Raw genomic sequence first — 26,528 nt, forward strand, 5'->3', positions numbered from 1 at the left:
ATGACGCAGTCGCCGTATAGCGCGGCACAGATCGAAAAGGGCCGGCTGCTATTCGCCGGCCCTTGCGATTTTGTTGCCGGGGCGCAGCGCGCGGAAATGCTGCCGGGGCCGGGCGTGCCGGAAATCGCCTTCGCCGGGCGCTCCAATGTCGGCAAGTCCAGCCTGGTCAACGCATTGACCGGCCGCAAGACGCTGGCCCGCGTGTCCAACACGCCGGGCCGCACGCAGCAGCTCAATTTCTTCGCCCTGGGCACCAAGCTGATGCTGGTCGACCTGCCGGGCTATGGCTATTCCCAGGCCGGCAAGCAGGTGGCCGCCGAATGGACCGGACTGGCCATCGATTTCCTTAAAGGTCGGCCCAACCTGCGCCGCGTGCTGCTGCTGGTGGATGGCCGCCATGGCCTGAAGGACAGCGATTTTGAGATCATGGAAATCTTCGATGTCTCGGCCGTGGTCTACCAGGTGGTGCTGACCAAGGCAGACAAGGTGAAGCCGGCAGAAGCGGCGGCGAGACTGGCCGAAACCAAGGCCAAGGTGTCGCGCCGGGTGGCGGCGCATCCCGATGTGCTGTTCACCTCCAGCGAGAACGGCACCGGCATCCCGGAATTGCGCGCCGAACTGGCAATGCTGGCCTAAGCCTGCGTTACCCTTTATAAAATTCCGCACTAAGGTTTTAGATACGGAAACGCCCATGAAAACCGCCGGCCCCAAGCCCCTGGAAGCGCATCTGCAGGAAACCGCCAAGGTGCTGTCCGAGGCGCTGCCCTATATGCGCCGCTTCCACGGCCAGACCATGGTGATCAAGTATGGCGGCCATGCCATGGGCGACGAGCATCTGGCGCTGGAATTCGCCCGCGACGTGGTGCTGATCAAGCAGGTCGGTATCAATCCCATCGTGGTGCATGGCGGCGGGCCGCAGATCGGCGCCATGCTGGAGCGCCTCAAGATCAAGAGCGAATTCATTGATGGCCTGCGTGTCACCGACCAGGCCACCGTCGAGATCGTCGAGATGGTGCTGGCTGGTTCGATCAACAAACAGGTCGCCACCGCGATCAACACGGTGGGCGGCATCGGCATCGGCATTTCGGGCAAGGACGGCCGCCTGATCGAGGCGCGCAAGCTGCGCCGCTCCGTGCGTGATCCGGGCTCCAATATCGAAAAGCTGCTTGATCTCGGCTTTGTCGGCGAGCCGGTGCGGGTCAACCCGGATATCCTGCGCACGCTGCAGAATTCCGACATCATCCCGGTCGTCGCGCCGATCGGCGTCGGCGAGAACGGCGAGACCTACAATATCAATGCCGATACCGCTGCCGGCGCGATTGCCTCGGCCGTGGGCGCCGCCAAGCTGCTGATGCTCACCGATGTGCCTGGTGTGCTGAACAAGGAAAAGCACCTGATCCCGAAACTGACGCCCAAGGATGCGTTGATGCTGATGGGCGACGGCACGATTTCCGGAGGCATGATCCCGAAGCTGGAAACTTGCTTGGATGCGGTGCGCGGCGGCGTCGGCGCGGCGCATATCCTGGATGGCCGCATTCCGCATGTGCTGCTGCTCGAATTGTTCACCGCGCACGGCGTCGGCACCATGCTGGAACGTCCGCCGGTATTGCCGCGCAAGGATTGAGTTTCAGCGCAGCGGCTGCCAGACGCTTAAGAAGCGTTGCACCACGCTGGCGGAATTATCCGAAGCCAGCGCCATGAAGATGGCCATCTCGTTGCCGCCGGATTCACCGCCCGCGAGGTCCGATAGGCTGCGGAAGGCAATGAACGGCGCGCCATTGGTATAGGCCACCATCGCCACCGCAGCACTTTCCATGTCCAGCACCTGCGCCTTGAAACTGGCGAAGACGTAGCGGCGGAAATCGGCATTATCGACGAAGGCCTGGCCGGATACGCCGTTGCCGCCGACCAGCAGGCGCGGTTTCTTGTCCAGGCAGACATTCGCCGCCGTGCAATGCGCCAGCGGCACATCATGCAGCCGCCGCGCCGCCGCCAGCATGCCGGCATCGGCGGCGAACCAGAATTTTTCCTCCGGCTGTTTCAGCCCGGCGCGGCGCACTTCCACGCTGCCGGGGAAGATCATGCCGTAATTCGGCTGCTCGGGCTTTTTCCACGGCGGCAGCGCGTATTTGCCGCCGCCCAAATCGCGCGCGAAGGTGGCTTCCAGATACTGGGCCCATTGTTCCGCCACCACCACATCGCCGATATGCAGGGCGGGATCGACGCCGCCGGCAATGCCGCTGAACACGATGCCGGTGATATCGAAACGGTCGAGCGCGATCTGCGTCGCCATGGTGGCATTGACCATGGAAATGCCGCTCAGGAAGAGCACCACCTTGCGGCCCGCCAGTGTTGCTGTAACGAACTCGATGCCGTTCACATCGAAGCTCCTGGCGTCGCTGGCGGCGGCCTTCAGTTTCACCCATTCCGGCGCGAAGGCGGAAATCACCGCGATGCGCGGCGTTGGGTCCAGCCGTTCGGCGGATTGTGCCGGCAGGGCGAAAAGCATGAGGAGGGCAAACAGCAGGCTGCGCATCGTGGACTCCGGTTGTTGCCCCGATCATAGCGCAAGCTCCACTGCTGCGACAGGCGGTTCTGGCGATTGCCGGCCAGAACCGGCATAGTGCGGCCTTGTTGCAAGAAGGGATTGAGAATGGCTGCCGACACCGCTGCCCGCGCCGCTGAGACCGCCGCCCATCATGGCGGTTTCGATCTGCTGCCTGTGGTGATCCTGCTGGCGGCAGCCGTGGTCGCGGTGCCGCTGTTCCGGCGCCTAGGCCTCGGCTCGGTGCTCGGCTATCTCGCCGCCGGGCTTGCCATCGGCCCCTATGGCATCGGGCTGTTCTCCGATCCGCAGGCGATCCTGCATGTCGCCGAACTCGGCGTTGTCATGTTCCTGTTCATCATCGGCCTGGAAATGCAGCCGACGCGGCTCTGGGCGATGCGCGGCGAGATTTTCGGCCTCGGCCTGGCCCAGGTCGGCGTCTGCATCGGCCTGCTGATCTGCGTCGGTCTGGCACTCGGTTATCCGGTAGCGCAGAGCTTCGTCGCCGGCACCGGTTTCGTACTCACCTCCACCGCCATCGTCATGCAGATGCTGGAAGAGCGTAAATCCATGGGCCTGCCCAAGGGGCGGCGCATCATCGCCATTCTGCTGCTGGAAGATCTCGCCATCGTGCCGCTGCTGGCCCTGGTCGCCTTCCTGGCGCCGGGCGGCGGCAGCATGAGCATGATGGACCGCCTGGCCGGCATTGCCGCCGGGCTTGCGGCCATCGGTGGCCTGATCGCCGCCGGCCGCTGGCTGCTCGATCCGATGTTCCGCCTGCTGGCCAAGACGCGGGCGCGCGAGGTGATGACGGCGGCGGCCCTGCTGGTGGTGCTTGGCTCCGCGCTGGCGATGCAGGCAGCCGGCCTTTCCATGGCGATGGGTGCCTTCCTGGCCGGCGTGCTGCTGTCGGAATCCTCCTTCCGGCACCAGCTCGAAGCTGATATCGAGCCGTTCCGTGGCGTGCTGCTCGGCCTGTTCTTCCTCGGCGTCGGCATGGCACTGGATCTTGCCACTGTGGCGAATAACTGGCGCCTGATCGCCATCGCGGTGGCGGCCTATATGACCCTGAAGACCATCGGCATCTATGTCATCGCCCGGCTGTTCCGCGCCAATCACCGCGAGGCGGTGGAGCGCGCCGTGCTGATGGCGCAGGGCGGTGAATTCGCCTTCGTGCTCTATGCTGCCGCCGCCAGTGTCGGCATTATCGACGCCCAGGCCAGTGCGATGCTCACCGCCATCATCATCATTTCCATGGTGCTGACGCCGCTGATGTCGATCCTGCATGACCGCCTGATGCCGGCTACCGGCGATGCATCAATGGATGGCGTCGAGGTGGCGGAGGGCCTGCATGCCAGCGTGCTGCTGATCGGCTTTGGCCGTTTTGGCCAGATTGTCAGCCAGCCGCTGCTGGCCAATGACTGCTCGATCTCGATTATCGATACCGACACGGATTCCATTCGCGATGCCCGGCAATTCGGCTTCAAGATCTACTACGGCGATGGCGGGCGGCTGGATATCCTGCGCGCTGCCGGTGCCGATCATGCACGGCTGGTGGTAGTGGCGCTGAACGACCGCGAAGCCAGCGTGAAGATCGTCAAGATGGTGAAGGCGGAATTCCCGCTGGTGCCGGTGCTGGCACGGGCCTTCGACCGCGAACATGCCAAGGAACTGATCGAGGCCGGTGTCGATTACCAGATCCGCGAAACCTTTGAATCCGCGCTGATGCTGGGCCAGCAGGCCTTGACGACGCTGCAGGTGGAGGAGAGTGCGGTGAACGATATCCTGGCCGATATCCGCCGCCGCGATCTGGAGCGCCTGAATGTCGAGATTGCCGGCGGCAACGTGGGCGATGCGGCGCGGGACCTGATGTATGGCAATATCGGGCGCGGCGATCCCGGCAAACATTAGGCAGGCAAGCATTAGCTGGGCAGGCTGAGCAGCCAGTCGCGGAAGGCGCGGATCGCCGGTTCGCGCGCGCGGCCCTTCAGGTGCAGCAGGTAATAGCCGCCAGGGCGGCGCACCCGCTGCCCGGGCAGCGGCTCCACCAGGCGGCCCTCGCGCAATTCCGTGCTGACGTAGAAATCCGGCACCAGGGCAAGGCCAAGCCCGTTCACCGCGGCTTCGATCGACATGAAGAAATGCTCGAAAGCCGGGCCGGGATTGCCTGATGGCGGCTTCATGCCGGCCTGATCGAACCATTCCGCCCAGGCCTCGGGCCGCGTCGAATGGGTCAGCAGGGCGTGGCGGCGGATATCCTCGGGTCGTTTCACCGGGCGGCTTTTCAGCAGGGCCGGGGCGCCGACCAGGATCACGGTTTCCGGGAACAGGAAGCTGGCTTCCAGTTCATCGGGCCAGTCGCCGGCGCCGTATTGCAGCCCCACATCGATGGCCTCGCGGGCGAAGTCGATGCGGCGGTCGGCGCTGGTCACGTCGACAGTGATTTCCGGGTGGCGGCGCTGGAAATCCGCCAGCCGCGGCATGAACCAGCGCATGGCGAAGGTCGGCAGCGTGGTGATGGTGAGGCGGTTGGCTGGTCGCCCGGCACGCGCCACCAGGCGGGTGGCGGCGGTCAGCCGGTCGAAGGCATCGTTCAGCGCCGGCAGGTAGGCCGCACCCATCTCGGTCAGTTCCAGGCCCCGGGGGCCGCGCTGGAACAGCTGCACGCCGAGATCGGCTTCAAGCTGCTTCACCAGCCGGCTCACCGCGCCCTGGGTGACATGCAGTTCCTGGGCGGCGCGGGTGAAGCTCAGATGCCGCCCGGCGGCGGTGAAGGCGCGCAATGCATTCAGAGAAGGCAGCGTGTTCAGTGAAGGGTGGGGATCATTATGAGAAAAACTCATAACGAAGGAGTTTAAATCGATTGTCGCGGCGGCGCCAGTGGCTAAGATCGGCGGCATAACAGCCCCCAGCAGGAGCCGCCCCATGAATGCCCTGACCCCGACCCAGAAGCCGGAAGCCGGCAGCACGCTGCCCAATGGCGGCCGTCCGATCCGCCCCTTCCATCTCGCTTTCCCGGTGCATGATATCGCCGAGGCGCGCCGCTTCTATGGCGGTCTGCTCGGCTGCCCGGAAGGCCGCTCGGCGGATAACTGGGTCGATTTCGATCTGTTCGGCCATCAGATCGTGGCGCATCTGGCGCCCGAGGAATGCGGCCATGCCAAGACCAGCGATGTCGATGATCATGCCGTGCCGGTGAAGCATTTTGGCGTGGTGCTGAACATTCCGGAATGGAAGGCGCTGGCCGAGAAGATGACCGCCGTCGGCACCAAGTTCGTGATCGAACCCTATGTGCGTTTCGAGGGCGAGGTCGGCGAGCAATACACCATGTTCTTCCTTGATCCGTCGGGCAACGCGCTTGAGTTCAAGGCCTTCGCCCATGACGAGATGATCTTCGCCAAGTAGTTTCCAGCAGCCCTAAAAGCTGTTCTCCAGATGCAGCCGCTGGCCCTGAGCAGTTAGCTCTGTGCCGGCGGCTGTATTTGTTTGCATTGCTAAGTCGGCAGCACCTTGCCGATGGCGCTGCCAATGGCGGCCCATAGCGTATTGACCAGCGCGTTCCAGGCTTTCTCGACCATAACTGCGGCCAGGCCTTTCAGCGTGTTGACCAGGTTGCGTGCCATGGTCTTGAGGCCATCAAGCAGGAATGGCTGCACATCCTCGCCGATCTGGCCCGCGGCGATGCCGGCGGCCACCAGCGCGCCCTGCTGCGCCAGGGCCTGCACCTGTGCCTGGGCAAAGCCTTCCGCCTGGGTGACATCCTGGCCGATGGCGCCAGTTACCGCCTGAATCAGCTGCCCGGTCAGGGCAGCAGGATCGATTGCCGTCATCTGTCTCTCCCTCGGCTATCAGCGCGCCAGCGCCTTTTCGTAGATCAGCGCCTGCTGCATCGAGATGGTGAACTGGCCCTTGAAGGCCTGCACCTCGATCAGGCTGAGCGACCGCCCGGCATGGGCGCTGCGCATGGTTGAAATGGTCTGCGCCAGCAAAGCCACCACGCCCGAGCTTGGTGCCTGCATCGCCTGGATGTCGCTGATTGCCTTGCCGATCAGGTTGGAGCCGGCTGGTGTCGAAGGCATCGGGCGGCTGTCGATCTGCACCTTGGTGGCTTCCAGCAGCGCGATCAGCGCCGTGTAGCTGGCCTGTGCCGCTGCGTAGCCCTGCGGATTGCCCGGGTTCTGCGCCACCTGATCGAACAGCGCCATGCCGTTGGTATTGGCGGTGCCGAGCGCCTGCACGATGCTCTGGTCATAAGCCGGCGCGAGTTGTGCCTGGCAGCCGCCCAGCAGCAGGAGGGCCAAGGCGGCAAGACAATGTGCAACGAGGTAGTGGCGCCTGACCGGCACCCTGAATACGGGAATATAATCCATAAATACCCCCTATAAGAGTTATTAAATCTCTTATAGGGGGTATTTTATTTTCTATCTATATTTTTATTATAGGTGTGCGAGCGCCTGCTCCATGAATTGCTCCGACCATTCCTGCACGAAATGGCCACCATCTGGCACTTCGATGGCGGGCGGACAGTTGCGGATCACCTTGTGCAGGCCCTGCATCACCGGGGCGCCGAGCACCGGGTCGGCCATACCGATCACCATCACGCTTTTGCCCTGCCAGTCGTTCTTCCAGAATTCCAGTGCGCGGCGCGACAATTCCGTGCCGGGCGCCTGCGGATTGTCCGGCACCAGGTTGGGGAAACGGCGCACGCCGCCCTTGTAGTGCAGGTCGGGATAGGGCGCGTCATAGGCAGCGGCTTCCTCAGGCGTCAGATGCGGGCAGCCGCGCGCGATGAGTTTGCCGATCGCCATGTCCGGGTTCTTGTTGTTCCAGGCGCGCCAGTCGAGGAAGCCCTGGGTCAATGGCTTGTCGCCGGTGGCGAGCGACGTGTTCATCACGAACAGGCCGCAGAAACGTTCCGGCATCTTCATCGGGATGGTGAGGCCGAGCAGGCCGCCCCAATCCTGGCACACCAGCACCACGTCATGCAGGTTCAGCGCCCGGATCAGCGCGATCAGGCTGTCGCGGTGGAAATCGAAAGTATAGACCGCATCCTCGCGCGGCTTGTCGGATTTGCCGAAGCCGAACAGGTCCGGCGCCACCACGCGATGGCCGGCGGCGACCAGGGCAGGGATCATGCGGCGGTAGAGATAGCTCCAGGTCGGCTGGCCATGCAGGCAGAGGAAGGTCTTGCCGCCATGCCTGCCTTCATCCAGGTAATGCATGCGCAGGCCGTTAGCCTGTTCCAGATAATGTGCCTTGAAGGCATAGCCGGGCAGGTTCTCGAACCGTTCGTCCGGCGTGCGCAGGGCTTCGATCATCGTGTCTCTCTCCCTTTTATGTTTATGGGAGAAAGACTGAACCTCCGGGCGGCCAAGTCAATGGCCGGCCCGATGCTCAAAATAGGCCAGCGATCAAATATGCTGCTGACGCTGCGGCAGCTTACTTCTTCTTGCCCTTTTTCACCTTCGGCCGGGCCTTGCCCGGCTTGGCGCGCACCGCCTTGGCATGGGTTGCCATTGCCTTGGCGCCGAACACGCGGCGGAAGATGGTGTCGACATGCTTGAGGTGGTAGCCGAGGTCGAACAGCTCGGCGAGCTGCTTCGGCTTCAGCTTGGCGGTCACCTCCGGCTCGCTTTGCAGCAGCTTCAGGAAGTCGCCTCCCTGGCGCCAGATGGTCATGGCGTGCTTCTGCACCAGGCGATAGCTGTCCTCGCGCGAGAGGCCCGCCTGGGTCAGGGCCAGCAGGATGCGCTGCGAATGTACCAGACCGCCGAAGCGGTCCAGGTTCTTCATCATGTTTTCCGGGTAGACCACCAGCTTCTCGACCACGCCGGCAAGGCGATGCAGCGCGAAATCGAGATGGATGGTGGCATCCGGGCCGATGCCGCGTTCCACCGAGGAGTGGCTGATATCGCGCTCATGCCACAAAGCCACATTTTCCAGCGCCGGGATAACCGCCGAGCGGACCAGGCGGGCGAGGCCGGTCAGGTTCTCGGTCAGCACCGGGTTGCGCTTGTGCGGCATCGCCGAGGAACCCTTCTGGCCCGGCGAGAAATATTCCTCGGCTTCCATCACTTCACTGCGCTGCAGGTGACGGATCTCCGTCGCCAGCCGTTCGATGGAAGCCGCCACCACAGCCAGATGGGCGAAATACGCGGCATGGCGGTCGCGCGGGATCACCTGGGTGCTCACCGGCTCCGGCTTCAGGCCGAGCTGCTTGGCGACATGCTCTTCAACGCGCGGGTCGATATTGGCGAAGGTGCCGACAGCGCCCGAAATGGCACAGGTGGCCACTTCCTCGCGCGCCAGTTCCAGGCGGCGGCGGGCGCGCTGGAATTCGGCATGGTAGCCGGCGAGCTTCAAGCCGAAGGTCACCGGCTCGGCATGGATGCCATGGCTGCGGCCGATGGTGGGCAGCAGCCGGTATTCAAAGGCGCGCTCTTCCAGTGCCTTCAGCACCCGATCGCAGCCGGCCAGCAGCAGGTCGGCGGCTTTCACAAGCTGCAGGTTGAAGCAGGTATCCAGCACGTCCGACGAGGTCATGCCCTGGTGCACGAAGCGCGCCGCCGGGCCGACATATTCCGCCAGGTTGGTGAGGAAGGCGATCACGTCATGCTTGGTCTCGCGCTCGATGGCGTCGATCCGCGCAATCTCCCACTTGCCCTTTTTCCACACTTCCTTGGCGGCGGATTTCGGGATCACGCCCAGCTTGGCCTGGGCATCGCAGGCATGGGCCTCGATCTCGAACCACAGCCGGAACTTCATTTCCGGCTCCCAGATGGCAGCCATTTCAGGGCGGGTATAGCGGGGAATCATGTGGGCCTCGTCTGCGAGCGGGAAGCGAGGCGGTTTTACTCTCCCAGGCCGGCCAATTCAACGCGTGAGAGGCCGTGGATTGACGCTTCCCTGCGATTAGGGCAGCGTCCGGGCAAATTCCGGGGAGATGCCGCCATGGCTGCTGAAAATACCGTTCCGACCATCGACCGCCGCGACCTGGATTTCCAGCTTTTTGAGCTGCTGGACGTGGCGGCCCTGGCCGAGCGCCCGTATTTCGCCGACCATGACCGCGAGACGCTAGGCGCCGCGCTGGATACTGCCCAGAGTATCGCAGCGGCGCATTTCCAGACCCATAACCGCAAGAACGACCTGAACGAGCCGCATTTCGACGGCGAGACCGTGCATATCATCCCGGAAGTGCGCGCGGCGCTGGATCAGTTCATCAATGCCGGCTTCATGGCGGCACATCGCGGCTATGATGAAGGCGGCCAGCAACTGCCCTGGAGCGTGATGCAGGGCTGCTTCGCCTGCTTCAATGCCGCCAATATCGGCACCATCGCCTATGCCTTCCTCACCATTGGCGCTTCCAACCTGATCGGCGCCTTCGGCAATGATGAGCAGAAGCGGCGCTACCTCAAGCCGATGACCGAGGGCCGCTTCTTCGGCACCATGTGCCTCTCCGAGCCGCAGGCCGGCTCCGGCCTGGCCGATATCCGCACCCGCGCGGTGCCGCAGCCCGATGGCAGCTATTCCATCAGTGGCAGCAAGATGTGGATTTCCGGCGGCGAGCATGAGCTGGCGGAAAACATCGTGCATCTGGTGCTGGCGAAGATCGAGGGCGCGCCGGCCGGTGTGCGCGGCATCTCGTTGTTCATCGTGCCGAAGCGCCATGTGCATGAGGATGGCAGTCTCGGCCAGCGCAACGATGTGCAGCTTGCCGGCCTCAATCACAAGATGGGTTATCGCGGCACCACCAATACGCTGCTGTCATTCGGCGAAAACGGCGCCTGCATTGGCTATCTGGTCGGCGAGCAGCATCGCGGCCTCGACTACATGTTCATGATGATGAACGAGGCGCGCATCGGCGTCGGCCTTGGCGCCACCTCGCTCGGCATTGCCGGCTACCGCTATAGCCTGGATTACGCCCGCCAGCGCCTGCAGGGCCGCGCGCCGGATAACAAGGATCCGGCCTCGCCACCGCTGCCTATCATCCAGCATGCCGATATCCGCCGCCTGCTGCTGGCGCAGAAAGCGGCCACTGAAGGTGCGCTGGCGCTCTGCCTCTATGCCGCGCATCTGGTGGATGTGCAGCATGCGGCAAAGGATGACGCCGAGAAGCAGCGCGTGTCGCTGCTGCTGGATATGCTTACCCCGATGGTGAAATCCTGGCCCAGCGAATTCTGTCTCGAAGCCAACAAGCATGCCATCCAGGTGTTGGGCGGCTATGGCTATACCCGCGATTATCCCGTCGAGCAGTATTACCGCGACAACCGCCTCAACCCGATCCATGAAGGCACCCATGGCGTGCAGGGCATGGACATCCTGGGCCGCAAGGTGACCATGCAGGGTGGCGCCGGTTTCAAGCTGCTGCTGGAAACCATCCAGGCCGATTGCGCATTGGCCCGCGATGTGGCCGAAACCGCCAGCTTGGCCGCCACGCTGGAAGCGGCACTCGGCCGCGTGGTGGAAACTACCCAGGCGATGTTGCCGGCGGCGAAGGATGGCCGTATCGCGCTCTACCTCGCCAATGCCACGCTGTATCTCGATATGATGGGCCATGTTGTTGTGGCCTGGATGTGGCTGCGTCAGGCACGCATCGCGGCCTTGGCCCTGGCTGCGGGCAAGAGCGGCACGGAAGCCGATTTCTACCAGGGCAAGCTGGCGGCGGCGCGCTACTTCTATGCCTATGAACTGGGCAAGTTGGATTACTGGCTGCCGCTGCTGGCGCGGCTGGAGCCGGCGACTCACGACATGAATCCGGCTTGGTTCACCTAAACCAAGATATGATGGCGTAGCGTCGGCAGACGCGGCAGAGTGAGGCATCCGTCAGCAAAGGTGCCTCACGCCATGTATGTTGTTGCCCTCACCATTGTTCATTCGCTGATCAGCTTCCTGGCACTAGCCGCCGGCCTGGCCGTGGTGCTGGACATGCTGCGCAACGAAGATCGCCCGGCCATGGCGAAGCTGTTCCTGGTGGCGGCGATCCTCACCTCGGCCAGCGGTTTCCTCTTTCCGGTCACGCAGATCCTGCCCTCGCATATCACGGCGGTGATCGCCCTGCTGGTGCTGCTGCCGACCTGGCTGGCACGCTACCGCTTCGGCTTGCGCGGTATCTGGCGCGGCATTTATGCCGGCGGTGCGGTGGCCAGCCTGTTTTTCGTAGTTTTCGTGCTGGTGGTGCAGGTGTTCATGAAAACCCCGGCCTTGCGCCAGGCGGCGGAAAAAGCCGAACCGCCTTTCGCCATCACCCAAGGTATCGTGCTGCTGGTATTCATCGCGCTGGGTTTCCTCAGCATCCGTAGATTCCGCCTGGCATAGCTGTTCCGCCGGCCATGCAGCGGCTATGCTGCGGGCATGGCCGATCAGCCGGAAAAACCCTTCCAGCGTTACAACGCGCCGCGCGGCCTCAATGTCGCGCTCGGGCGGCTGACCAAGCCGCTGGTGAAGCAGCGCGGCGCGGTGTTCGGCGACATCCTGTCGCGCTGGCCGGAAATCGTCGGGCCGCTGCTCAGTCCCGATACCCAGCCGGAACGCCTGATCTATGGCGCGCGCGATGGTCATGGCGCCACGCTGGAAGTCGGCGTGAATGGCGCACAGGCGCTGGAATTGCAGCATCTGGCGCCGCTGGTGATCGAACGCATCAACAGCTATTTCGGTTATCGCGTGGTGGCTGGGCTGAAACTCAAGCAGATGCCGATTCGGCCCAAGCCGAGCCAGGCGCGTCCGAGTCGCATACCGCAGCGACTCGGGCCGGAGGAGGCCGCCAGGCTGGCGGAACTGCTCTCTGCAATCGAGGATAAGAACCTCCGCCAAGCACTTGAGACTCTTGGCCGATCCCTTCTGAAGCAAGGCTAGTGGCGCCTTATTGGCGCCAGATTCCTGTGGATAAGAGACGAGTTGGGTTGAAGGCCCGTCGTTGAAATCCATAAAATGCCCCCTGGATATTGGGGGTGGGAGCCTCTTCATGAACTATATACAGCGTCTTGCCGCCATTCTGTTTTTCGCCGCCATTGGGCTTGTGGGCCTTGGCGTGGGCGGGGAGGCGCGCGCGCAATCCACCGATCCGCGTTTGCAGGACATGGTGCTCGGCAAGGCCGATGCCCCGGTCACCATCGTCGAGTATGCCTCGCTGACCTGCCCGCATTGCGCCAGCTTCCACGCCAATGTCCTGCCGGTGCTCAAGACTGAGTATATCGATACCGGCAAGGTGAAGCTGATCTTCCGCGATTTCCCGCTGGATCAGCTCGCCCTGGCCGCCGCCGGCATCGCGCGTTGCGCCGGGCCGGAACGCTATTACAGCTTCCTGGAAGTGATGTTCAGCCAGCAGCGCGCCTGGGCCTCGGCCTCCGATCCGCGTGCCGCGCTGACCCAGATCGCCCGACTTGGCGGCATGTCCACCGAGCAGGTGGATAACTGCTTCACTGAGCAGGCGGTCTCCGACTACATCCTGAATTCCCGCCTCGAAGGTAATCAGAAGTTCAACGTCAATTCGACGCCGACTCTGATCGTCAACGGCAAGACCCTGGCCGGTGTGCCGACCATCGACGAACTGCGCAAGCTGATCGATGGCCTGGCCGCCAATGCGCCGGCTGGCGGCGGTGCCATGCCGCAGGCGGGAAACGCCGGTAGCTGGTTTGCCGGCAATACCAAGACCTATATCGCCATCGGCATCGTTGTGCTGTTGGTTGGCGGCATCGTGATCTTCCTGCTCCGTAAACGCTGAGCGGGCCTCAAGTTTAGGGCGGTTTTCGAAAGGGAAAGCCTGTGCAGTTCACCAAGTTGCGCCTTTCCGGCTTCAAGTCTTTCGTGGAGCCGACCGAATTCGTGATCCATCCAGGCCTCACCGGCGTTGTCGGGCCGAATGGCTGCGGCAAATCGAATCTGGTGGAGGCGCTGCGCTGGGTGATGGGCGAAAACTCGGCCAAGCGCATGCGCGGTTCGGGCATGGATGACATGATCTTCGCCGGCACCGCGACGCGGCCGGCGCGGAATGTCGCCGAAGTGGCGCTGGTGCTGGACAACAAGACCCGCACCGCGCCCGCCGCCTTCAACGAACATGAAAACCTGGAGATCACCCGCCGCATCGAGCGCGAGCGTGGCTCGGATTACCGCATCAACGGCCAGGATGTGCGCGCCCGCGATGTGCAGTTGTTCTTCGCCGATCTCGCCTCGGGCGCCAATTCGCCTGCCATGGTCAGCCAGGGCCGCGTCGGCGCCATCATCAATGCCAAGCCGACCGATCGCCGCATGCTGCTGGAAGAAGCAGCCGGCATTTCCGGTCTGCATTCGCGCCGGCATGAGGCCGAACTGCGCCTCAAGGCGGCGGAAACCAATCTTGAACGCGTCGTCGATGTCATCGGCCAGCTTGATCAGCAGTTGCAGGGCCTGAAGCGCCAGGCACGCCAAGCCAGCCGCTACCGCAATATTGCCGGCCAGATCCGCCGCACCGAGGCGATCCTGTTCCATCTGCGCCACCAGGCATTGCAGGAAGCTCTGGCCCAGGCCGAGTCCGCGCTGCATGAAGCCGAGCGCAATGTTGCCGACCGTACTTTGCAGGTTTCCGAAGCCCATGGTGCTGAACGCATCGCGGCGGAAGCCCTGCCGCCGCTGCGCCAGGCCGAGGCCGAGGCTGGCGCCCGCCTGCATCGCCTGGCGGTGGCCCGCGATGGCCTGGATGCCGAGGAAGCCCGCGCCCGCGAAGCCGCGGCGCAGGTCGAGCAGCGTCTGGCGCAGATCGATTCTGACGCTGGCCGCGAACAGCATCTGAGCCAGGATGCCACGGCACTGCTGCAACGCCTGGCCGAGGAAGCCGCGCTGCTGAGCCAGCAGGCCGAGGCTGCCCCGGCGCTGGAGACAGAAGCCGCCGAAGCCGCGCAGACCGCGCAGGATCAGGTTGTCGCGCGCCAGCAGGAATTGGATGCCGCCACCGAACGTGCCGCTGCCGAGCATGCCGAACGCACCCGCCTGACCCAGGCGATCCAGGAATCCGAACGCCGACTGGAGCGGCTGCGCGCCCGCGTTGCTGAACTCTCCGAGGAACATGCCCGCCTTGAAGGCGATGTCACCGCCCAGGCCGCTGCCGATGAAGCCGGTGCCGAGATTGAAGCCAGGCTGGCTGCCGTCGAGGCCGCCCGCGCCGCGCTCGATCTGGCCGAGCAGCAGCAGGCTCAGCTGGTCGAGGCCGCCCGCGCCGCGCTGGAGAATGTCGAAAGCGATTTCACCGGCCGTATCGATGCCGCCCGTGCCGCACTTGAAGCCATCGAAGCCGAACATGCCGGCAAGCTGGAAGCGGCCCGCGCCAGCCTGAGCGCCATCGAAGCCGAACAGGCCACCAAGGTGGAAGCCGCCCGTGCGGCGCTGAACCAGGTGGAAGCCGAGCAGGCGGCGAAGATCGAAGCGGCGCGCGGTGGCATTGCCGCCGTGGAAGCCGAGCATGGCAGCCGCATCGAGGCGGCGCGTGCCGGCGTTACCGCTGTCGATGCCGATTATGCCGAGAAGCTGGAAGCGGCGCGTGGCGTGGTTGCCGCCGCCGAGGCCGAGCAGGCGCAGTTGATCGCGGCTGCCCGTGCCGCCCTGGAAGCGGCGGAAGCCGAGCGCCAGAATCTGGCTGCTGCCGAGCAGGCCTCGCGCGATGCGTGGCAGGCCGTGCAGGGCGAACTCACCCGGTTGAAGGCGGAAGAGGCCGGCCTGGCGCGTCTGCTCAAGGCGGACGACAACAACATGTTCGCGCCGGTCATCGATCAGGTGACGGTGGCGCCGGGTTACGAGAAGGCGCTGGGCGCAGCACTGGGCGATGAACTGAATTCCGCCATCGACAGTGGCGCGCCGATGCATTGGGAGGCGCTGCCGCCGCTCACCGATGCCCCGGCTCTGCCCGATGGCGTAGAGCCGCTCAGCGCCCAGGTGACGGCGCCGCCGGCACTCGCCCGCCGTCTGGGCCAGATCGGCATTGTCGATGACGCCGATGGTCTGCGTCTGCGCGGCCAGTTGCGCCAGGGCCAGCGGCTGGTATCGAAATCCGGCGCGCTGTGGCGCTGGGATGGCTTCACCGTCAAGGCCGGTGCGCCCACCGCGGCTTCGATCAAGCTGGAACAGCGCAACCGTCTCGCCGACCTGCGCGAGGAACTGCGCGAACTGGAAGCCAAATTGGCCGATGCCCAGGCCGCCTATGCCGAAGCGCGCCAGGCCACCGAGGCCGGCGTGCAGGCCGAGCGCGAAGCCCGCGCCGGTGTGTCGCGTGCCGAAGCTGGCCGCGATGCCGCGCGCCAGGAAGCCGGCAAGGCGGTTACCGAGGTCGAGCGCCAGCGCGGCGAAGCCCGCGAGCGTGCCGGCCAGGTGCTGGCCCAGGCCGAACGCGACCGCCTCGAAGCCCGCCAGGGTGCCGAACAGGTGGTGGTGCTGGCCGAGCGCGCGCGCCAGGAAGCCCGCCAGGTGGCGGAGCAGGGCGTGCAGCAGGCCGAGCGTGAACGGGCAGGGGCGCGCGAGCAGGGCCAGAGCCTGATCGCCGGCGCCGAACGTGAGCGCAATGAAGCCCGCGACCGCGCCCAGTCCTCGCTTGGCGCCATTGAGCGCGAGCGTAACGAAGCGCGCCAGCGTGCCACCCAGGCGCTGGCCCAGGCCGAGCGCGAACGCCAGTCGGCGCGCGAGATCGCCAGCCAGGATATTGCCCGCGCCGACCGCGAACTGGAAGCCGCGCGTGTGCGCCAGGCCGAGGTGGTGCGCCGCGAGGCCGAGCGCCAGTCGAAGCTGGCGTCACTCACCACGCAGATTGCCGAACTGTCCCAGGAAACCACCGAAGGCGAGGCCGCCTGGCTGGCTTTCGGCGAGGCCCTGTCGGCGCTGCCGGCGGAAGAACTGGCCCGCGAAGCCATCGGCGCGCTGCGCCAGGAAGTGGATGCACTGCGCCAGAAGCTGGCGGAATGCCGTGCCGCCCTGGAGCAGCTCCGCCGCGATGCGGTTGCCCGCGCCCAGCGCCTGGAAGCGATTGCCGCCGAGCGCCAGGGTGCCGAGAACCGCGCCGCCGATGCCGGCCGCCAGCTTGAGCAACTGCTGAAGCGCCGCGAGGAAGCGGCTGCCGAATTGCAGCGCCTCAACGAAATCCCGGCTGGTATCGAAGCCAAGCGCAGCGGCCTGCTGGACGAACTGGCCAAGGCGGAAGTTGCACGCCAGGAAATGGCCGATCATCTCGCCAATGCGGAAAGCGCACAGGCGCTCGCGGCCAAGACCGCGCGCGAACTGGAGCAGCTGCTGGGCCAGGGCCGCGAAACCCGCGTCCGCGCCGAGTCCGAACTCGATCATCAGCGCCAGAGCATTGATGAACTGGCGCTGCGTATCCGCGAAGTGCTGGAATGTGCGCCGGAAGACGTGCTGAAGGCCGGCGAAGTGGAAGATGGCGAGGAATTCCCCGCCCTGCCGCAGGTCGAGAACCGCCTCGAACGCCTCCGCAAGGAGCGCGACAATATGGGGCCGGTCAATCTTCGCGCCGAGCTTGAAGCGCAGGAAGTGGAAGAGAAGCTCAACACCCTGCAAGGCGAGCAGAATGATCTGGTCGCCGCCATCGAAAAGCTGCGTCAGGCCATCGCCTCCTTGAACAAGGAGGGCCGTGAGCGCCTGCTGGAAGCCTTCAAGAAGGTGGATGCGCATTTCCAGAAGCTGTTCGTGCAGGTATTCGGCGGCGGCAAGGCCTATCTGCAACTGGTCGAAAGCGACGATCCGCTGCAGGCAGGCCTGGAAATCATGGCCTCGCCGCCGGGCAAGCGCTTGCAGGTGATGTCGCTGCTTTCGGGCGGCGAGCAGGCGCTGACCGCGCTGAGCCTGCTCTTCGCGGTGTTCCTCACCAATCCGGCGCCGATCTGCGTGCTCGACGAGGTCGATGCACCGCTCGATGACGCCAACGTGGAGCGGCTCTGCAATCTCATGGAAGCGATGGCGAAGGAAACCGCCGAGCTGGCCGAGGGCACGCGCTTCGTGGTGGTGACCCACCACCCGATCACCATGGCGCGCATGGACCGCCTGTTCGGCGTCACCATGGCCGAACGCGGCGTCTCCACCCTGGTCTCGGTCGATCTGGCCGGCGCCGAGGCGATGCGCCAGACGGCTTGATCGCGATATGAATCAGGCGATCCGGGACTGGTTCGCCGCCTTCGCGGTCTATCGCGACCGCCGCGTGCTGGCGATCCTGGTGCTTGGCTTTGCCTCCGGCCTGCCGCTGGCGCTGACCGGCCAGACCCTGCAGGCCTGGCTCACCGACAGCGGCACATCGCTGAAGGCCATTGGCCTGTTCGCGGCTGTCGGTACGCCCTATACGCTGAAATTCCTCTGGGCGCCGCTGGTCGATCGCCTGGAACTGCCCTGGCTGACGGCAACCCTGGGCCGCCGTCGCGGCTGGCTGATCTTCGCGCAGGCCCTGCTGATCGTGGCAATAGCCGGACTGGCCAGCACCGATCCGGCCACGGCTTTGCATATCACCGCGCTCTGCGCCATCGGCGTTGCCTTCGCTTCGGCGACACAGGATATCGTGATCGATGCCTGGCGTGTCGAGATCCTGGAGGAGCGCCAGCTGGCCGCTGGCGCCGCTTCAATCGTGTTCGGCTATCGCGTCGGCATGCTGGTGTCGTCCGCTGGTGCGCTTTATGCCAGCGCGTACTTCTCCTGGCCGGTGGTCTATCTCGGCCTTGCCTGTCTGCTGCTGCTCGGCACGCTTACCGTGCTGCTGGTCGGTGAGCCGGCTTCCCGCCCGCGTGAGGATGCCGAGCGCCGCTTCCGCGAAGTCGCCACCTGGCTGGAGCAGCGGCCCAACCTGCAAGGGGCTCCCGCGCGGCTGGCAGCCTGGCTCTATGTCAGCGTAGCCGGGCCGTTCGCGCAGTTCATGAGCCGTCCCGGCTGGGTGGCGGTGCTGCTGTTCGTGATGCTGTTCAAGCTCGGCGACAGCTTGGCCGGTGCCTTGGCTACGACGTTCTATCTCAAGCTCGGCTTCATGCGGGAAGACATCGCCGAGATCGGCAAGCTCTATGGCTTCGCCGCCACCATGCTGGGGCTGTTCCTGGGCGGCTGGCTGATGCAGGCGGTCGGGCTCTACCGCTCGCTGTGGGTTTGCGGCCTGCTGCAGATGGGCTCCAACCTGCTCTTCGCCGCTCTGGCGCTGCGCGGCCCGGATACCGCCTTCCTGGCTCTTACCGTGGGGGTGGAGAACCTTGCCGGCGGCATGGGTACGGCGGCCCTTGTCGCGTATCTGTCCGCGCTCTGCAACGTCGCCTACACGGCAACGCAATATGCGTTGCTGTCCTCACTCACCGCCGTGGCGCGCACGCTGCTGTCATCCTTCGCCGGCTACATGGCCGATTCGCTCGGCTGGCCGCTGTTTTTCGTCACCACCACCCTGGCGGCAATCCCCGGCCTGGCCCTGCTAGCCTGGCTTACACGGCGCGGGGCAGCCACCCGATTGGATTAATTATTTGCTGGAAATCCAGCTATATATCTGCTGAATTTATATGCAATTTATCTTCGTGAAGGCCGCATCTTACCAAGCCGACCGCTTTCACCTATATGTCACAAAATTGACATCGTCCCTCAACAGTGTGGCGGGATAGTCGGAGCATGAACATGCAAGTCCCTCTCGGCCTCGCCCCTGCAGTCGCCCTCAACCCGGCGCTGCTGGGCTGGCAATGCGCCTCGGCGGATGGCCGTTTCGAGGTGCGTCTCACCCGCCGGGCGGATGATATCCGCGCCGCGCAGCGCCTCCGCTACCAGGTGTTCTATGAGGAGATGGCGGCGCAGCCGACGCCGGAGATGGCGGGTCTGCAGCTCGACTTCGACAAGTTCGATGACCTCTGCGACCACCTGATGGTGTTCGACCGTTCGCTGCCGCTGGCTGAGCAGGCGGTCGGCACCTATCGCCTGTTGCGCCGCTCGGTCGCCGAGCGCCATGGCGGCTTCTACTCGGCTTCCGAATACGATCTCTCGCCGATGCTGAATCAGGTCGGCCCGCAAGGCGGCCTGCTGGAGCTGGGCCGTTCCTGCGTGCATCGCGACTACCGCTCCAATGCCATCATTCAGCTGCTGTGGCGCGGCATCTCCACCTATATCGACGACCATGGTATCGATTTCATGTTCGGCTGCGCTTCGCTGGCCGGCACTGACCCGGACCAGCATGCCGTGGCCTTGAGCTACCTGCACCACAACCACCTGCCGCCGGAAGCCTGGCGCGTGCGCGCCCTGCCGGCGCGGCACGAGACCATGAACCGCCTGCCGGTGGAACAGGTCAGCCCGAAGGCGGCGATCCATGCCCTGCCGCCGCTGATCAAGGCCTATCTGCGGCTTGGCGCCTATATCGGCGATGGCGCGGTGATCGATGAGCAGTTCGGCACCACCGATGTGTTCATCCTGCTGCCGGTGTCGCGCATCGCGGCCAAGTACCAGAACCGCTTCCTGCCCGAGGACGGCTTGATCCACGTCGAGGGCCACGCCTAAACTCTTCCCAAAAGGGAGAGAGGCGGCCAGACCCAAACTCTCCCGGTCAGGGAGAGCAGTGGGATGTACATCACCGAATGGGCGGCGAAGCTGCCCGGCAAGGCCGCCATTGTCATCGCCGAAACCGGCGCGGCACGCACATTTTCCGAACTTGAAGCGATGTCGAACCGTGCCGCGCAGCTCTTCCGCCGCTGCGGTCTAGGCTTCCGCGACCACATGGCACTGCTGCTCGAGAACAGCCTGGATTTCTACGATGTCTGCTTCGGGGCAGATCGCGCCGGCCTTTACTACACCGCCATTTCCACCCGCCTTACCGCGCCGGAAGTCGCCTATATCGTCAACGATTGTGGCGCCCGGCTGCTGGTGATCGGCCCGGCCTTTGCCGATATGGCCGCCGAGTTGCGGGAATCATGTCCGAAGGTGGAGCGATTTTTCATCACAGGTACTGAAGCCCAGGGCTTCGAGCCGTGGGAAACGACGCTGGCAACGATGCCGGCCGAGCGTATTGCCGACGAGGTGCAGGGCCGCGACATGCTCTATTCCTCGGGCACCACCGGCAAGCCCAAGGGCGTGAAGCGGCCGCTCGCGGGTGATCCGGTCGGCGTCTCGACGCCGTTCTTTGAAAATGCGTTGAAGATCTACGGCTACGGCCAGGACATGGTCTATCTCTCGCCCGCACCCGGCTACCATGCGGCCCCCCTGCGTTACACCATGGTGGTCAGCCGTGTCGGCGGCACCCTGGTAGTGATGCAGCATTTCGATGCCGAGCGCGCCCTGGCACTGATCGAGCAGCATGGCATCACGCACTCCAATTGGGTGCCGACCATGTTCGTGCGCATGCTGAAGCTGCCCGATGAGACACGGCGGAAATACCGGCTTGGCACGCATCGGGTGGCGATCCATGGGGCGGGGCCGATCTCGATTGAAACCAAGCAGCGCATGATCGACTGGTGGGGGCCGATTCTCTACGAGTATTACGCTGCCTCCGAGGGCAATGGCACCACGATCATCACCTCACCTGAATGGCTTCAGCGGCGCGGCTCGGTTGGCCGCGCTGTGATCGGCACGCCGCATATCGTCAATGAGGAAACCGGCGCGGAACTGCCCACGGGCCAGGCCGGCGTGGTGTATTTCTCCGGCGGCCTGCCCTTCGCCTATCACAACGACCCGGAAAAGACTGAAACAGCCTTCAACGACAAGGGCTGGTCGACGCTGGGCGATATCGGTTATCTCGACGCCGAGGGCTATCTCTATCTCACGGACCGCAAGGCATTCATGATCATTTCCGGCGGCGTAAACATCTATCCGCAGGAAGCCGAGAATGTGCTGATCAATCATCCGCTGGTGGCTGATGTGGCGGTGATCGGCGTACCCAACGAGGATTTCGGGGAGGAAGTGAAGGCGGTGGTGCAACTGGTCGATCCAGCCAAGGCTTCACCGCAAGTGGCCGCCGATCTGATTGCCTATTGCCGTCAGCATCTTGCGGCAATCAAATGTCCGCGCAGCATCGATTTCGATCCGGCCTTGCCGCGGCATGAGACCGGCAAGCTCTACAAGCGCCTGATCAAGGATCGCTACTGGGGCAACAAGACCAGCCGGATCGTGTAAATCTACTCGTCTAAATGACATCGTCATGCTCGCGAAAGCGAGCATCCCATTTGATATGAGCAATTGGATTCCCGCATGTGCGGGAATGACGGCTTGGCTTTAAGGCCTAGTGTCCCGGCACGCCCTTGGTCGTCGAGTATTCGAAATGCAGCGCCTTGCCCTTGAGGCGGGGATAGAGCGCATGGGCGGCGGAGGCGGCTTCGGCAAAGCCAGTAAGAATCAGCTTCAGCTTGCCGGGATAGGTTGCCACATCCCCGATGGCGTGGATGCCCGGCTCATTCGTTGCGCAGGTGGCGGGATCGACACGGAGCTGATGCCGTTCCAGGTCCAGGCCCCAATGCTGCAATGGCCCGAGATCGCTTTTCAGCCCGAAGAAAGCGAGCAGGTGCTGCGCTTCCAGTCGGCACGTTTCGCCTTCCAGTGACTCGACCAGCACGCCCCGCAACGCCGCACCATCGCCTTCCAGGCCGCTCAACTGATAGGGCACCACGAATTCGACGCCGTTGCCCGCAAGGGCCTGGAGTCGTGCGACACTTTCCGGCGCGGCACGGAATTGCGCACGGCGGTGGATCATGTAGATACGGGCCGCCACGCCCTGCAAGGCCAGCGCCCAGTCGACGGCGGAATCGCCGCCGCCGGCAATCGCCACGCTGGCGCCACGGAAATCCTCAGGCCTGCGCACCAGGTAATGCACGGCCTTGCCTTCATAGGCTTCGATGCCGGCAAGCGGTGGCCGGTTCGGGCCGAAGGCACCGGCGCCGGCGGCGATGATCACCGCGCCGGTCTCGATCACTTCACCCTTGTCGGTGGTGAGTACAAAGCCTTCGCCCTCGCGTCGGCAGGCATCGACGCGATGGCCGAGCAGGTAGCGGGGGTGAAACGGCGCTGCCTGAGCCTCAAGCCGGTGGATCAGCTCGGCGGCAGAAATCTGCGGGTAGCCGGGAATGTCGTAGATCGGCTTTTCCGGGTAGAGCGCGCTGCATTGCCCGCCAAGTTCGGGCAGGGCGTCAATCAGGGTGCAGCGCAGGCCCAGCATGCCGCATTGGAACACAGCGAACAGCCCGACCGGGCCGCCGCCGATGATGGTCACATCGCAGGCCATGGCATTGCCGTCATGGGAAGGCGTCAGCATGAGGTACTTGTAAATAAGCGGCTTGCATGGTGCCAGTCTCGGGGAGTGCGGGGCTGGTTGGGAATCATGGTGTTGAGCGAGGGTTCTGCTGGAATATAGAGGGGGTATCCTGTAAAGTTGTATCAGGAGGTGGCAATGATCACTCTAATCAGATTTTTCATCGCTTTTACCTTTGTTTTTATTGCTTCTCCATATTCTGTTCGCGCCCAGGCCGCTAATCAACAGAATGATATCCTCCGCTGCCTGAACGGCGGTATCGCCGCCAGCCAGCTCTATACGCATTGCTCCAGCTGGATCAGCCGGCTGCCGCCGCAATCTCCGTTGCTGGAATCAGCTTATCTGCAGCGTGCCATGGCGGCTTACAAGCAGGGGCTTCGCGAGCAGGCGATGACGGACGTGGATGTGGTGCTGCGTCTTAATCCTGCGCAATGGCCGGCCCATTGGGCCAAGGCGCAGTGGCAGGAATGGAGCCGGAATTATACTGGCGCAATCGCCTCCTGGGCGGAGGTGATCCGCTATCTACCCAATATGGGGACTGTCTATGCCCGCAGTGCCGCCGCCTATGACAATGCCGGGCGCTCCGAAGAAGCTCTGGAGGCCGTGGAAAAAGCCCTGAGCCGAGCCGAAGGCAAGGTCGAGCAAGCGAACTTCCGCTTTACCTATGGGCTGATTCAGGAGGGCCGTGGTGATTACGCCGCGGCCAAGGCGGCCTTCGCCACCAGTCTGGAACTGATGCCTGATTTCGGTTCCGCGCGCTATGCCCTGGGCCGTGCGCAATATATGACGGGTGAATTCCGCGCGGCGATGGAAACGCTGGATAAATCCGGATTCGGCCCGTTTCCCTATCTCTGGCGCTACCTTGCCGCATTGCGCGCAGGCGAAGCGCCGATCCCGATGCTCGCCGCACTGCCGGCCACCATGGAACGCGAGCGTTGGCCGGTATCTTTGGTGCGGGAGTTGCAGGGTGAGGGCAAGGCGCAGCCGGAGCTTGGCTTGCAGAAGAACAGTTCCTGGTCGGAGGCGACACAGCTTGCCGGCCGGCAGGTAGAGCTGGCCTTTTTCCAGGGTCAGATTGCCCTGGCCCGCGGCGACAAGACCGAAGCGGCGCGCCTGTTCAAGAACGCCACAAGTGCCGGCTTTGAGGAATATATTGAAACACGCGCTGCCCGGGTTGAGCTGTCACGGCTGCGAGCCGAGGGTGTACGGGGGAGTGAGCCATGACGAGACTGCACAAGGGGCGGCTGGCGGCTTTTGCCGGATTGCTGCTGGTGGGGCTTTCCGCCTGCGTCACCACCGGGCCGGATCGGGCCACGGTGCAGCAGGTGGCCAATAGCTCGACCGAGGCAATTCTGCTGCAGAATTTGATGGAAGGTGCGGCGCTTGGTGCCGATGCTGCAGCGGCTGCGGCATTGCTGCGGCAGAATGCGCAGCGCGGCGAAGCCTGGGCAATGCTGTCGCTGGCCGAGATGCTGGCCGCCGGCCGCGGTGTCGAACGCAACCTGCCTCTCGGTTTTGAATATCTGCGCAAGGCCTCTGACGCCGAATATGCTCCGGCAATGGCGACCTATGGTTCGGTGCTGCTCACCGGCTACGAGGGTGCCATGCAGGCCGACCCGGTGCAGGCCATGCAGTTGTTGCAGCGGGCTGCCGCCAAGACCAACTCCGTGGCTATGTTCTCCCTGGGTGAGGCCTATCGTGATGGCATGGCGGTGCCGGCCGATCGTCTTGCGGCCTATGCCTGGTTCCAGCTTGCCTTGGATAAAGCCACTACTTACAGAGAATTCCAGCAGGCGGCCCGGGCGCGCAACGATATGCTGCCATTGCTGGTGCCGGAGCAGCGCTGGGCGGCTCTCACAGCGGCGCGCAACTGGCGCCCCGGCATACCGCTCGCTGTCGCTCCGACCGGCGATACCCTCGGCCCGGCCCGCAATGTCACGCAGTTCATCGCCACGCCGGTCGGCCTGGCTGGCACCAATACGGCGGCGGAGGACCATGCCATCCGCACCAAGAAGGTCACCATTGAGGTTGAGGTTGCCGCCGATGGCAGCAGTGTCTCCGAGAGCACGCACGAATATCTGATCCTCAACGAAGCCGGTATCAATATCATCAGTACGATGAAGCTGGATTTCCATGCGGGCAAAGAACGCTACGAAATACTGACAGCGGAGAACCGCAAGGCGGATGGCCGCGTGGTGGCGGTGCAGCCTTCGGATATTCATACCGGCCAGGCACCACAGCGCTCGGATTCGGCGCTGTTCAAGGATCTCAAGCAGATGGTTGTGGTGTTCCCGCAGCTCGATGTCGGCGATACCCTGTTGCTGAAGACGCGCCGCCATTTGCAGCCGATCATACCGGGTCATTTCACCATGAGTTCCGCAATGCACGTTGCGGCGCCGGTGGATGAATACCGTGTACAGGTTCGTGCGCCGGCCAGCTTGCCGCTGAAGCTGGAAAGCCACGGTATGAACAGTTCAAACAAGCCGGTGAATGGCAATCAGCAGATTGAACTGACCTGGGACAACAAGCAGCCTGCCGCAGGCTACCAGACCGCGCTCTCGCCGATGGATCGCGATCCGCGCTATTTCATCTCGTCCATGGCGGGCTATGAAGCCATCGGGCAGTTTTATGCCAGTAATGCCGAGCCCCGCGAGCAGGCGACGCCAGAGATTCGCGCCCTTGCCGAGGAAATCACCGCCGGCGTGACCGACAAGCGCCGCCAGGCGGAGTTGCTTTATGATTGGGTGCGCCAGCGTATCCGCTATGTCGCGATCTATCTCGGGCGCGAAGGCGGCTTCATCCCGCGCGAGGCAATGGCGGTACTTGAGACCCGCTATGGCGATTGCAAGGATCATGTCACCTTGTTCGCGGCATTGTTGAATGCCAAGGGCATTGCCCATGAAGGCGTGCTGGTGAATGCCACCAACAGCTATGTGCTGCCGAGCGTGGCGACCCTGTCGCATTTTGACCATATCATCACTTACCTGCCGGAATTCGATCTATATCTTGACAGTACGGCGGGCGTGGCGCCGTTTGGTGTTCTGCCGCCTGAAGAATATGGCAAGGTTGGCTTGCATGTGGGCAGCAAGCCGCGCTTGAAGCGCCTGCCAAACGCGCCGCCTGCGTCACTCACTTCCACCAGCCGCATCACCATGGATCGCGATGGCCGTATCAATGGCCAGACCGAGACGAGCGCCGATGGTTTCCTGGCGCTAGAGATGCGCGAGCAGGCCCTCAATATTCTGGGTGCGGGTTCGGAACAGCGTGCCCGCGATGTGATTCGTCATTTCGGTTATGATGGTTCTGGCCGCTACGAACTCGGCAATGTACAGGCAGGCGGTCAGAATTACCGCGTTGCAGGCCGATTCCAGACCATGCCCCGCCGGGAATTGCTCAATGGCGTGCCATTCGTGCCGCCCTTGCTGCTGGATATAGGCCATCGCCCAGGCAATCTGCTGCTCGGCAGTATGGATTTGCTCGATGTTCAAGGCTTGGAGCCGACACCCTGCTATGCGGGCCGGCAAGCCAGCGAAATTCGCCTCACTCTGCCGCCCGGCAAGAAATTGCGCGAACTGCCCAAGGGCATGACGATCGAAAACAAATATCTGCTCTACAAGTCGCGGTGGAGCATGGAGGGGCGCGAACTGGTGGTGCGCCGCGAATTCGAGGCCAAGCCGGGTGACCCGATATGCATCGGCGACCGGCGCCGCAAATCAGCGGCGGCGCTGAACGATATTCGTGGCGACTATGCCGTCAGCATCAGCCTGATGGACGAATAGC

General features: G+C 63.9%; 21 protein-coding genes. 14 read left to right on the forward strand and 7 right to left on the reverse strand.

Features of this window, described 5'->3' with window-relative positions; genetic code table 11:
* Complete coding sequence (yihA, locus tag ACQY7X_RS13025) at nucleotides 1-636, forward strand: ribosome biogenesis GTP-binding protein YihA/YsxC (RefSeq protein ID WP_428245726.1); 636 nt, start codon at nucleotides 1-3, stop codon at nucleotides 634-636.
* Nucleotides 637-691: 55 nt separating this feature from the next.
* Nucleotides 692-1,624, forward strand: a complete 933-nt coding sequence (gene argB / locus ACQY7X_RS13030) for an acetylglutamate kinase (protein WP_428245728.1) — start codon at nucleotides 692-694, stop codon at nucleotides 1,622-1,624.
* A gap of 3 nt (nucleotides 1,625-1,627) precedes the next feature.
* Here the strand turns inward: argB and ACQY7X_RS13035 are convergent, their stop codons facing one another.
* On the reverse strand, nucleotides 1,628-2,536 hold the full coding sequence (locus ACQY7X_RS13035; protein ID WP_428245730.1) for a 5'-methylthioadenosine/S-adenosylhomocysteine nucleosidase: 909 nt from the start codon (nucleotides 2,534-2,536) through the stop codon (nucleotides 1,628-1,630).
* A 117-nt stretch (nucleotides 2,537-2,653) separates the two neighbouring features.
* Between ACQY7X_RS13035 and ACQY7X_RS13040 the strand changes: the two genes are divergently transcribed.
* Nucleotides 2,654-4,456: a monovalent cation:proton antiporter-2 (CPA2) family protein gene (locus tag ACQY7X_RS13040; protein WP_428245732.1), complete on the forward strand. Its 1,803-nt coding sequence runs from the start codon at nucleotides 2,654-2,656 to the stop codon at nucleotides 4,454-4,456.
* A gap of 11 nt (nucleotides 4,457-4,467) precedes the next feature.
* On the opposite strand, the gene gcvA is transcribed toward ACQY7X_RS13040, so the two are convergent.
* On the reverse strand, nucleotides 4,468-5,328 hold the full coding sequence (gcvA, locus tag ACQY7X_RS13045; RefSeq protein WP_428245734.1) for a transcriptional regulator GcvA: 861 nt from the start codon (nucleotides 5,326-5,328) through the stop codon (nucleotides 4,468-4,470).
* A gap of 142 nt (nucleotides 5,329-5,470) precedes the next feature.
* On the opposite strand from gcvA, the gene ACQY7X_RS13050 reads away from it, so the two are divergent.
* On the forward strand, nucleotides 5,471-5,950 hold the full coding sequence (locus ACQY7X_RS13050; protein WP_428245736.1) for a VOC family protein: 480 nt from the start codon (nucleotides 5,471-5,473) through the stop codon (nucleotides 5,948-5,950).
* Nucleotides 5,951-6,039: 89 nt separating this feature from the next.
* On the opposite strand, the gene ACQY7X_RS13055 is transcribed toward ACQY7X_RS13050, so the two are convergent.
* The 4 genes from ACQY7X_RS13055 to purB all read right to left on the reverse strand — a co-directional run bounded on the left by ACQY7X_RS13055 (nucleotide 6,040) and on the right by purB (nucleotide 9,361).
* On the reverse strand, nucleotides 6,040-6,375 hold the full coding sequence (locus tag ACQY7X_RS13055; RefSeq protein WP_428245738.1) for a hypothetical protein: 336 nt from the start codon (nucleotides 6,373-6,375) through the stop codon (nucleotides 6,040-6,042).
* A gap of 18 nt (nucleotides 6,376-6,393) precedes the next feature.
* Entirely contained in the window at nucleotides 6,394-6,915 is a 522-nt protein-coding gene (locus ACQY7X_RS13060; RefSeq protein WP_428245740.1) for a hypothetical protein, read from the reverse strand.
* A 66-nt stretch (nucleotides 6,916-6,981) separates the two neighbouring features.
* Entirely contained in the window at nucleotides 6,982-7,863 is an 882-nt protein-coding gene (locus ACQY7X_RS13065; RefSeq protein ID WP_428245742.1) for a haloalkane dehalogenase, read from the reverse strand.
* A 121-nt stretch (nucleotides 7,864-7,984) separates the two neighbouring features.
* Nucleotides 7,985-9,361, reverse strand: coding sequence for an adenylosuccinate lyase (gene purB / locus ACQY7X_RS13070; protein ID WP_428245744.1), 1,377 nt, complete (start codon nucleotides 9,359-9,361; stop codon nucleotides 7,985-7,987).
* Nucleotides 9,362-9,496: 135 nt separating this feature from the next.
* Here purB and ACQY7X_RS13075 point away from each other — a divergent pair, with 135 nt between their 5' ends.
* The 8 genes from ACQY7X_RS13075 (at nucleotide 9,497) to ACQY7X_RS13110 (ending at nucleotide 21,619) form a co-directional block, all read left to right on the forward strand.
* Nucleotides 9,497-11,317, forward strand: coding sequence for an acyl-CoA dehydrogenase (locus ACQY7X_RS13075; protein WP_428245746.1), 1,821 nt, complete (start codon nucleotides 9,497-9,499; stop codon nucleotides 11,315-11,317).
* A gap of 72 nt (nucleotides 11,318-11,389) precedes the next feature.
* Nucleotides 11,390-11,860 carry a hypothetical protein gene (locus tag ACQY7X_RS13080; RefSeq protein WP_428245748.1) on the forward strand — a complete coding sequence of 157 codons (471 nt, stop codon included), beginning with the start codon at nucleotides 11,390-11,392 and terminating at the stop codon, nucleotides 11,858-11,860.
* Nucleotides 11,861-11,896: 36 nt separating this feature from the next.
* Nucleotides 11,897-12,397, forward strand: coding sequence for a DUF721 domain-containing protein (locus ACQY7X_RS13085; RefSeq protein ID WP_428245750.1), 501 nt, complete (start codon nucleotides 11,897-11,899; stop codon nucleotides 12,395-12,397).
* A gap of 109 nt (nucleotides 12,398-12,506) precedes the next feature.
* On the forward strand, nucleotides 12,507-13,265 hold the full coding sequence (locus ACQY7X_RS13090; protein WP_428245752.1) for a DsbA family protein: 759 nt from the start codon (nucleotides 12,507-12,509) through the stop codon (nucleotides 13,263-13,265).
* Between the two features lie 41 nt (nucleotides 13,266-13,306).
* The gene (locus tag ACQY7X_RS13095; RefSeq protein ID WP_428245754.1) at nucleotides 13,307-17,644 is read left to right on the forward strand and encodes an AAA family ATPase; all 4,338 of its coding nucleotides are present in this window, start codon (nucleotides 13,307-13,309) and stop codon (nucleotides 17,642-17,644) included.
* Nucleotides 17,645-17,651: 7 nt separating this feature from the next.
* Nucleotides 17,652-18,992 (forward strand): AmpG family muropeptide MFS transporter, encoded by a 1,341-nt coding sequence (locus ACQY7X_RS13100; RefSeq protein ID WP_428245756.1) that lies wholly within the window; start codon nucleotides 17,652-17,654, stop codon nucleotides 18,990-18,992.
* A gap of 146 nt (nucleotides 18,993-19,138) precedes the next feature.
* Nucleotides 19,139-20,011 (forward strand): GNAT family N-acetyltransferase, encoded by an 873-nt coding sequence (locus tag ACQY7X_RS13105; RefSeq protein ID WP_428245758.1) that lies wholly within the window; start codon nucleotides 19,139-19,141, stop codon nucleotides 20,009-20,011.
* A gap of 63 nt (nucleotides 20,012-20,074) precedes the next feature.
* On the forward strand, nucleotides 20,075-21,619 hold the full coding sequence (locus tag ACQY7X_RS13110) for an AMP-binding protein (protein WP_428245760.1): 1,545 nt from the start codon (nucleotides 20,075-20,077) through the stop codon (nucleotides 21,617-21,619).
* 106 nt (nucleotides 21,620-21,725) lie between these two features.
* Here the strand turns inward: ACQY7X_RS13110 and ACQY7X_RS13115 are convergent, their stop codons facing one another.
* Nucleotides 21,726-22,751: an NAD(P)/FAD-dependent oxidoreductase gene (locus tag ACQY7X_RS13115; protein ID WP_428245762.1), complete on the reverse strand. Its 1,026-nt coding sequence runs from the start codon at nucleotides 22,749-22,751 to the stop codon at nucleotides 21,726-21,728.
* A 135-nt stretch (nucleotides 22,752-22,886) separates the two neighbouring features.
* Between ACQY7X_RS13115 and ACQY7X_RS13120 the strand changes: the two genes are divergently transcribed.
* Both ACQY7X_RS13120 and ACQY7X_RS13125 read left to right on the forward strand, forming a co-directional pair.
* Entirely contained in the window at nucleotides 22,887-23,972 is a 1,086-nt protein-coding gene (locus ACQY7X_RS13120; protein ID WP_428245764.1) for a tetratricopeptide repeat protein, read from the forward strand.
* The gene (locus tag ACQY7X_RS13125) at nucleotides 23,969-26,527 is read left to right on the forward strand and encodes a DUF3857 domain-containing protein (protein WP_428245766.1); all 2,559 of its coding nucleotides are present in this window, start codon (nucleotides 23,969-23,971) and stop codon (nucleotides 26,525-26,527) included. The genes ACQY7X_RS13120 and ACQY7X_RS13125 overlap by 4 nt, the downstream gene beginning before the upstream one ends.
* The last annotated feature ends 1 nt before the right edge of the window (nucleotide 26,528 follow it).

This window comes from Ferrovibrio sp. (assembly GCF_965278975.1).
Classification (GTDB): Bacteria; Pseudomonadota; Alphaproteobacteria; order Ferrovibrionales; family Ferrovibrionaceae; genus Ferrovibrio.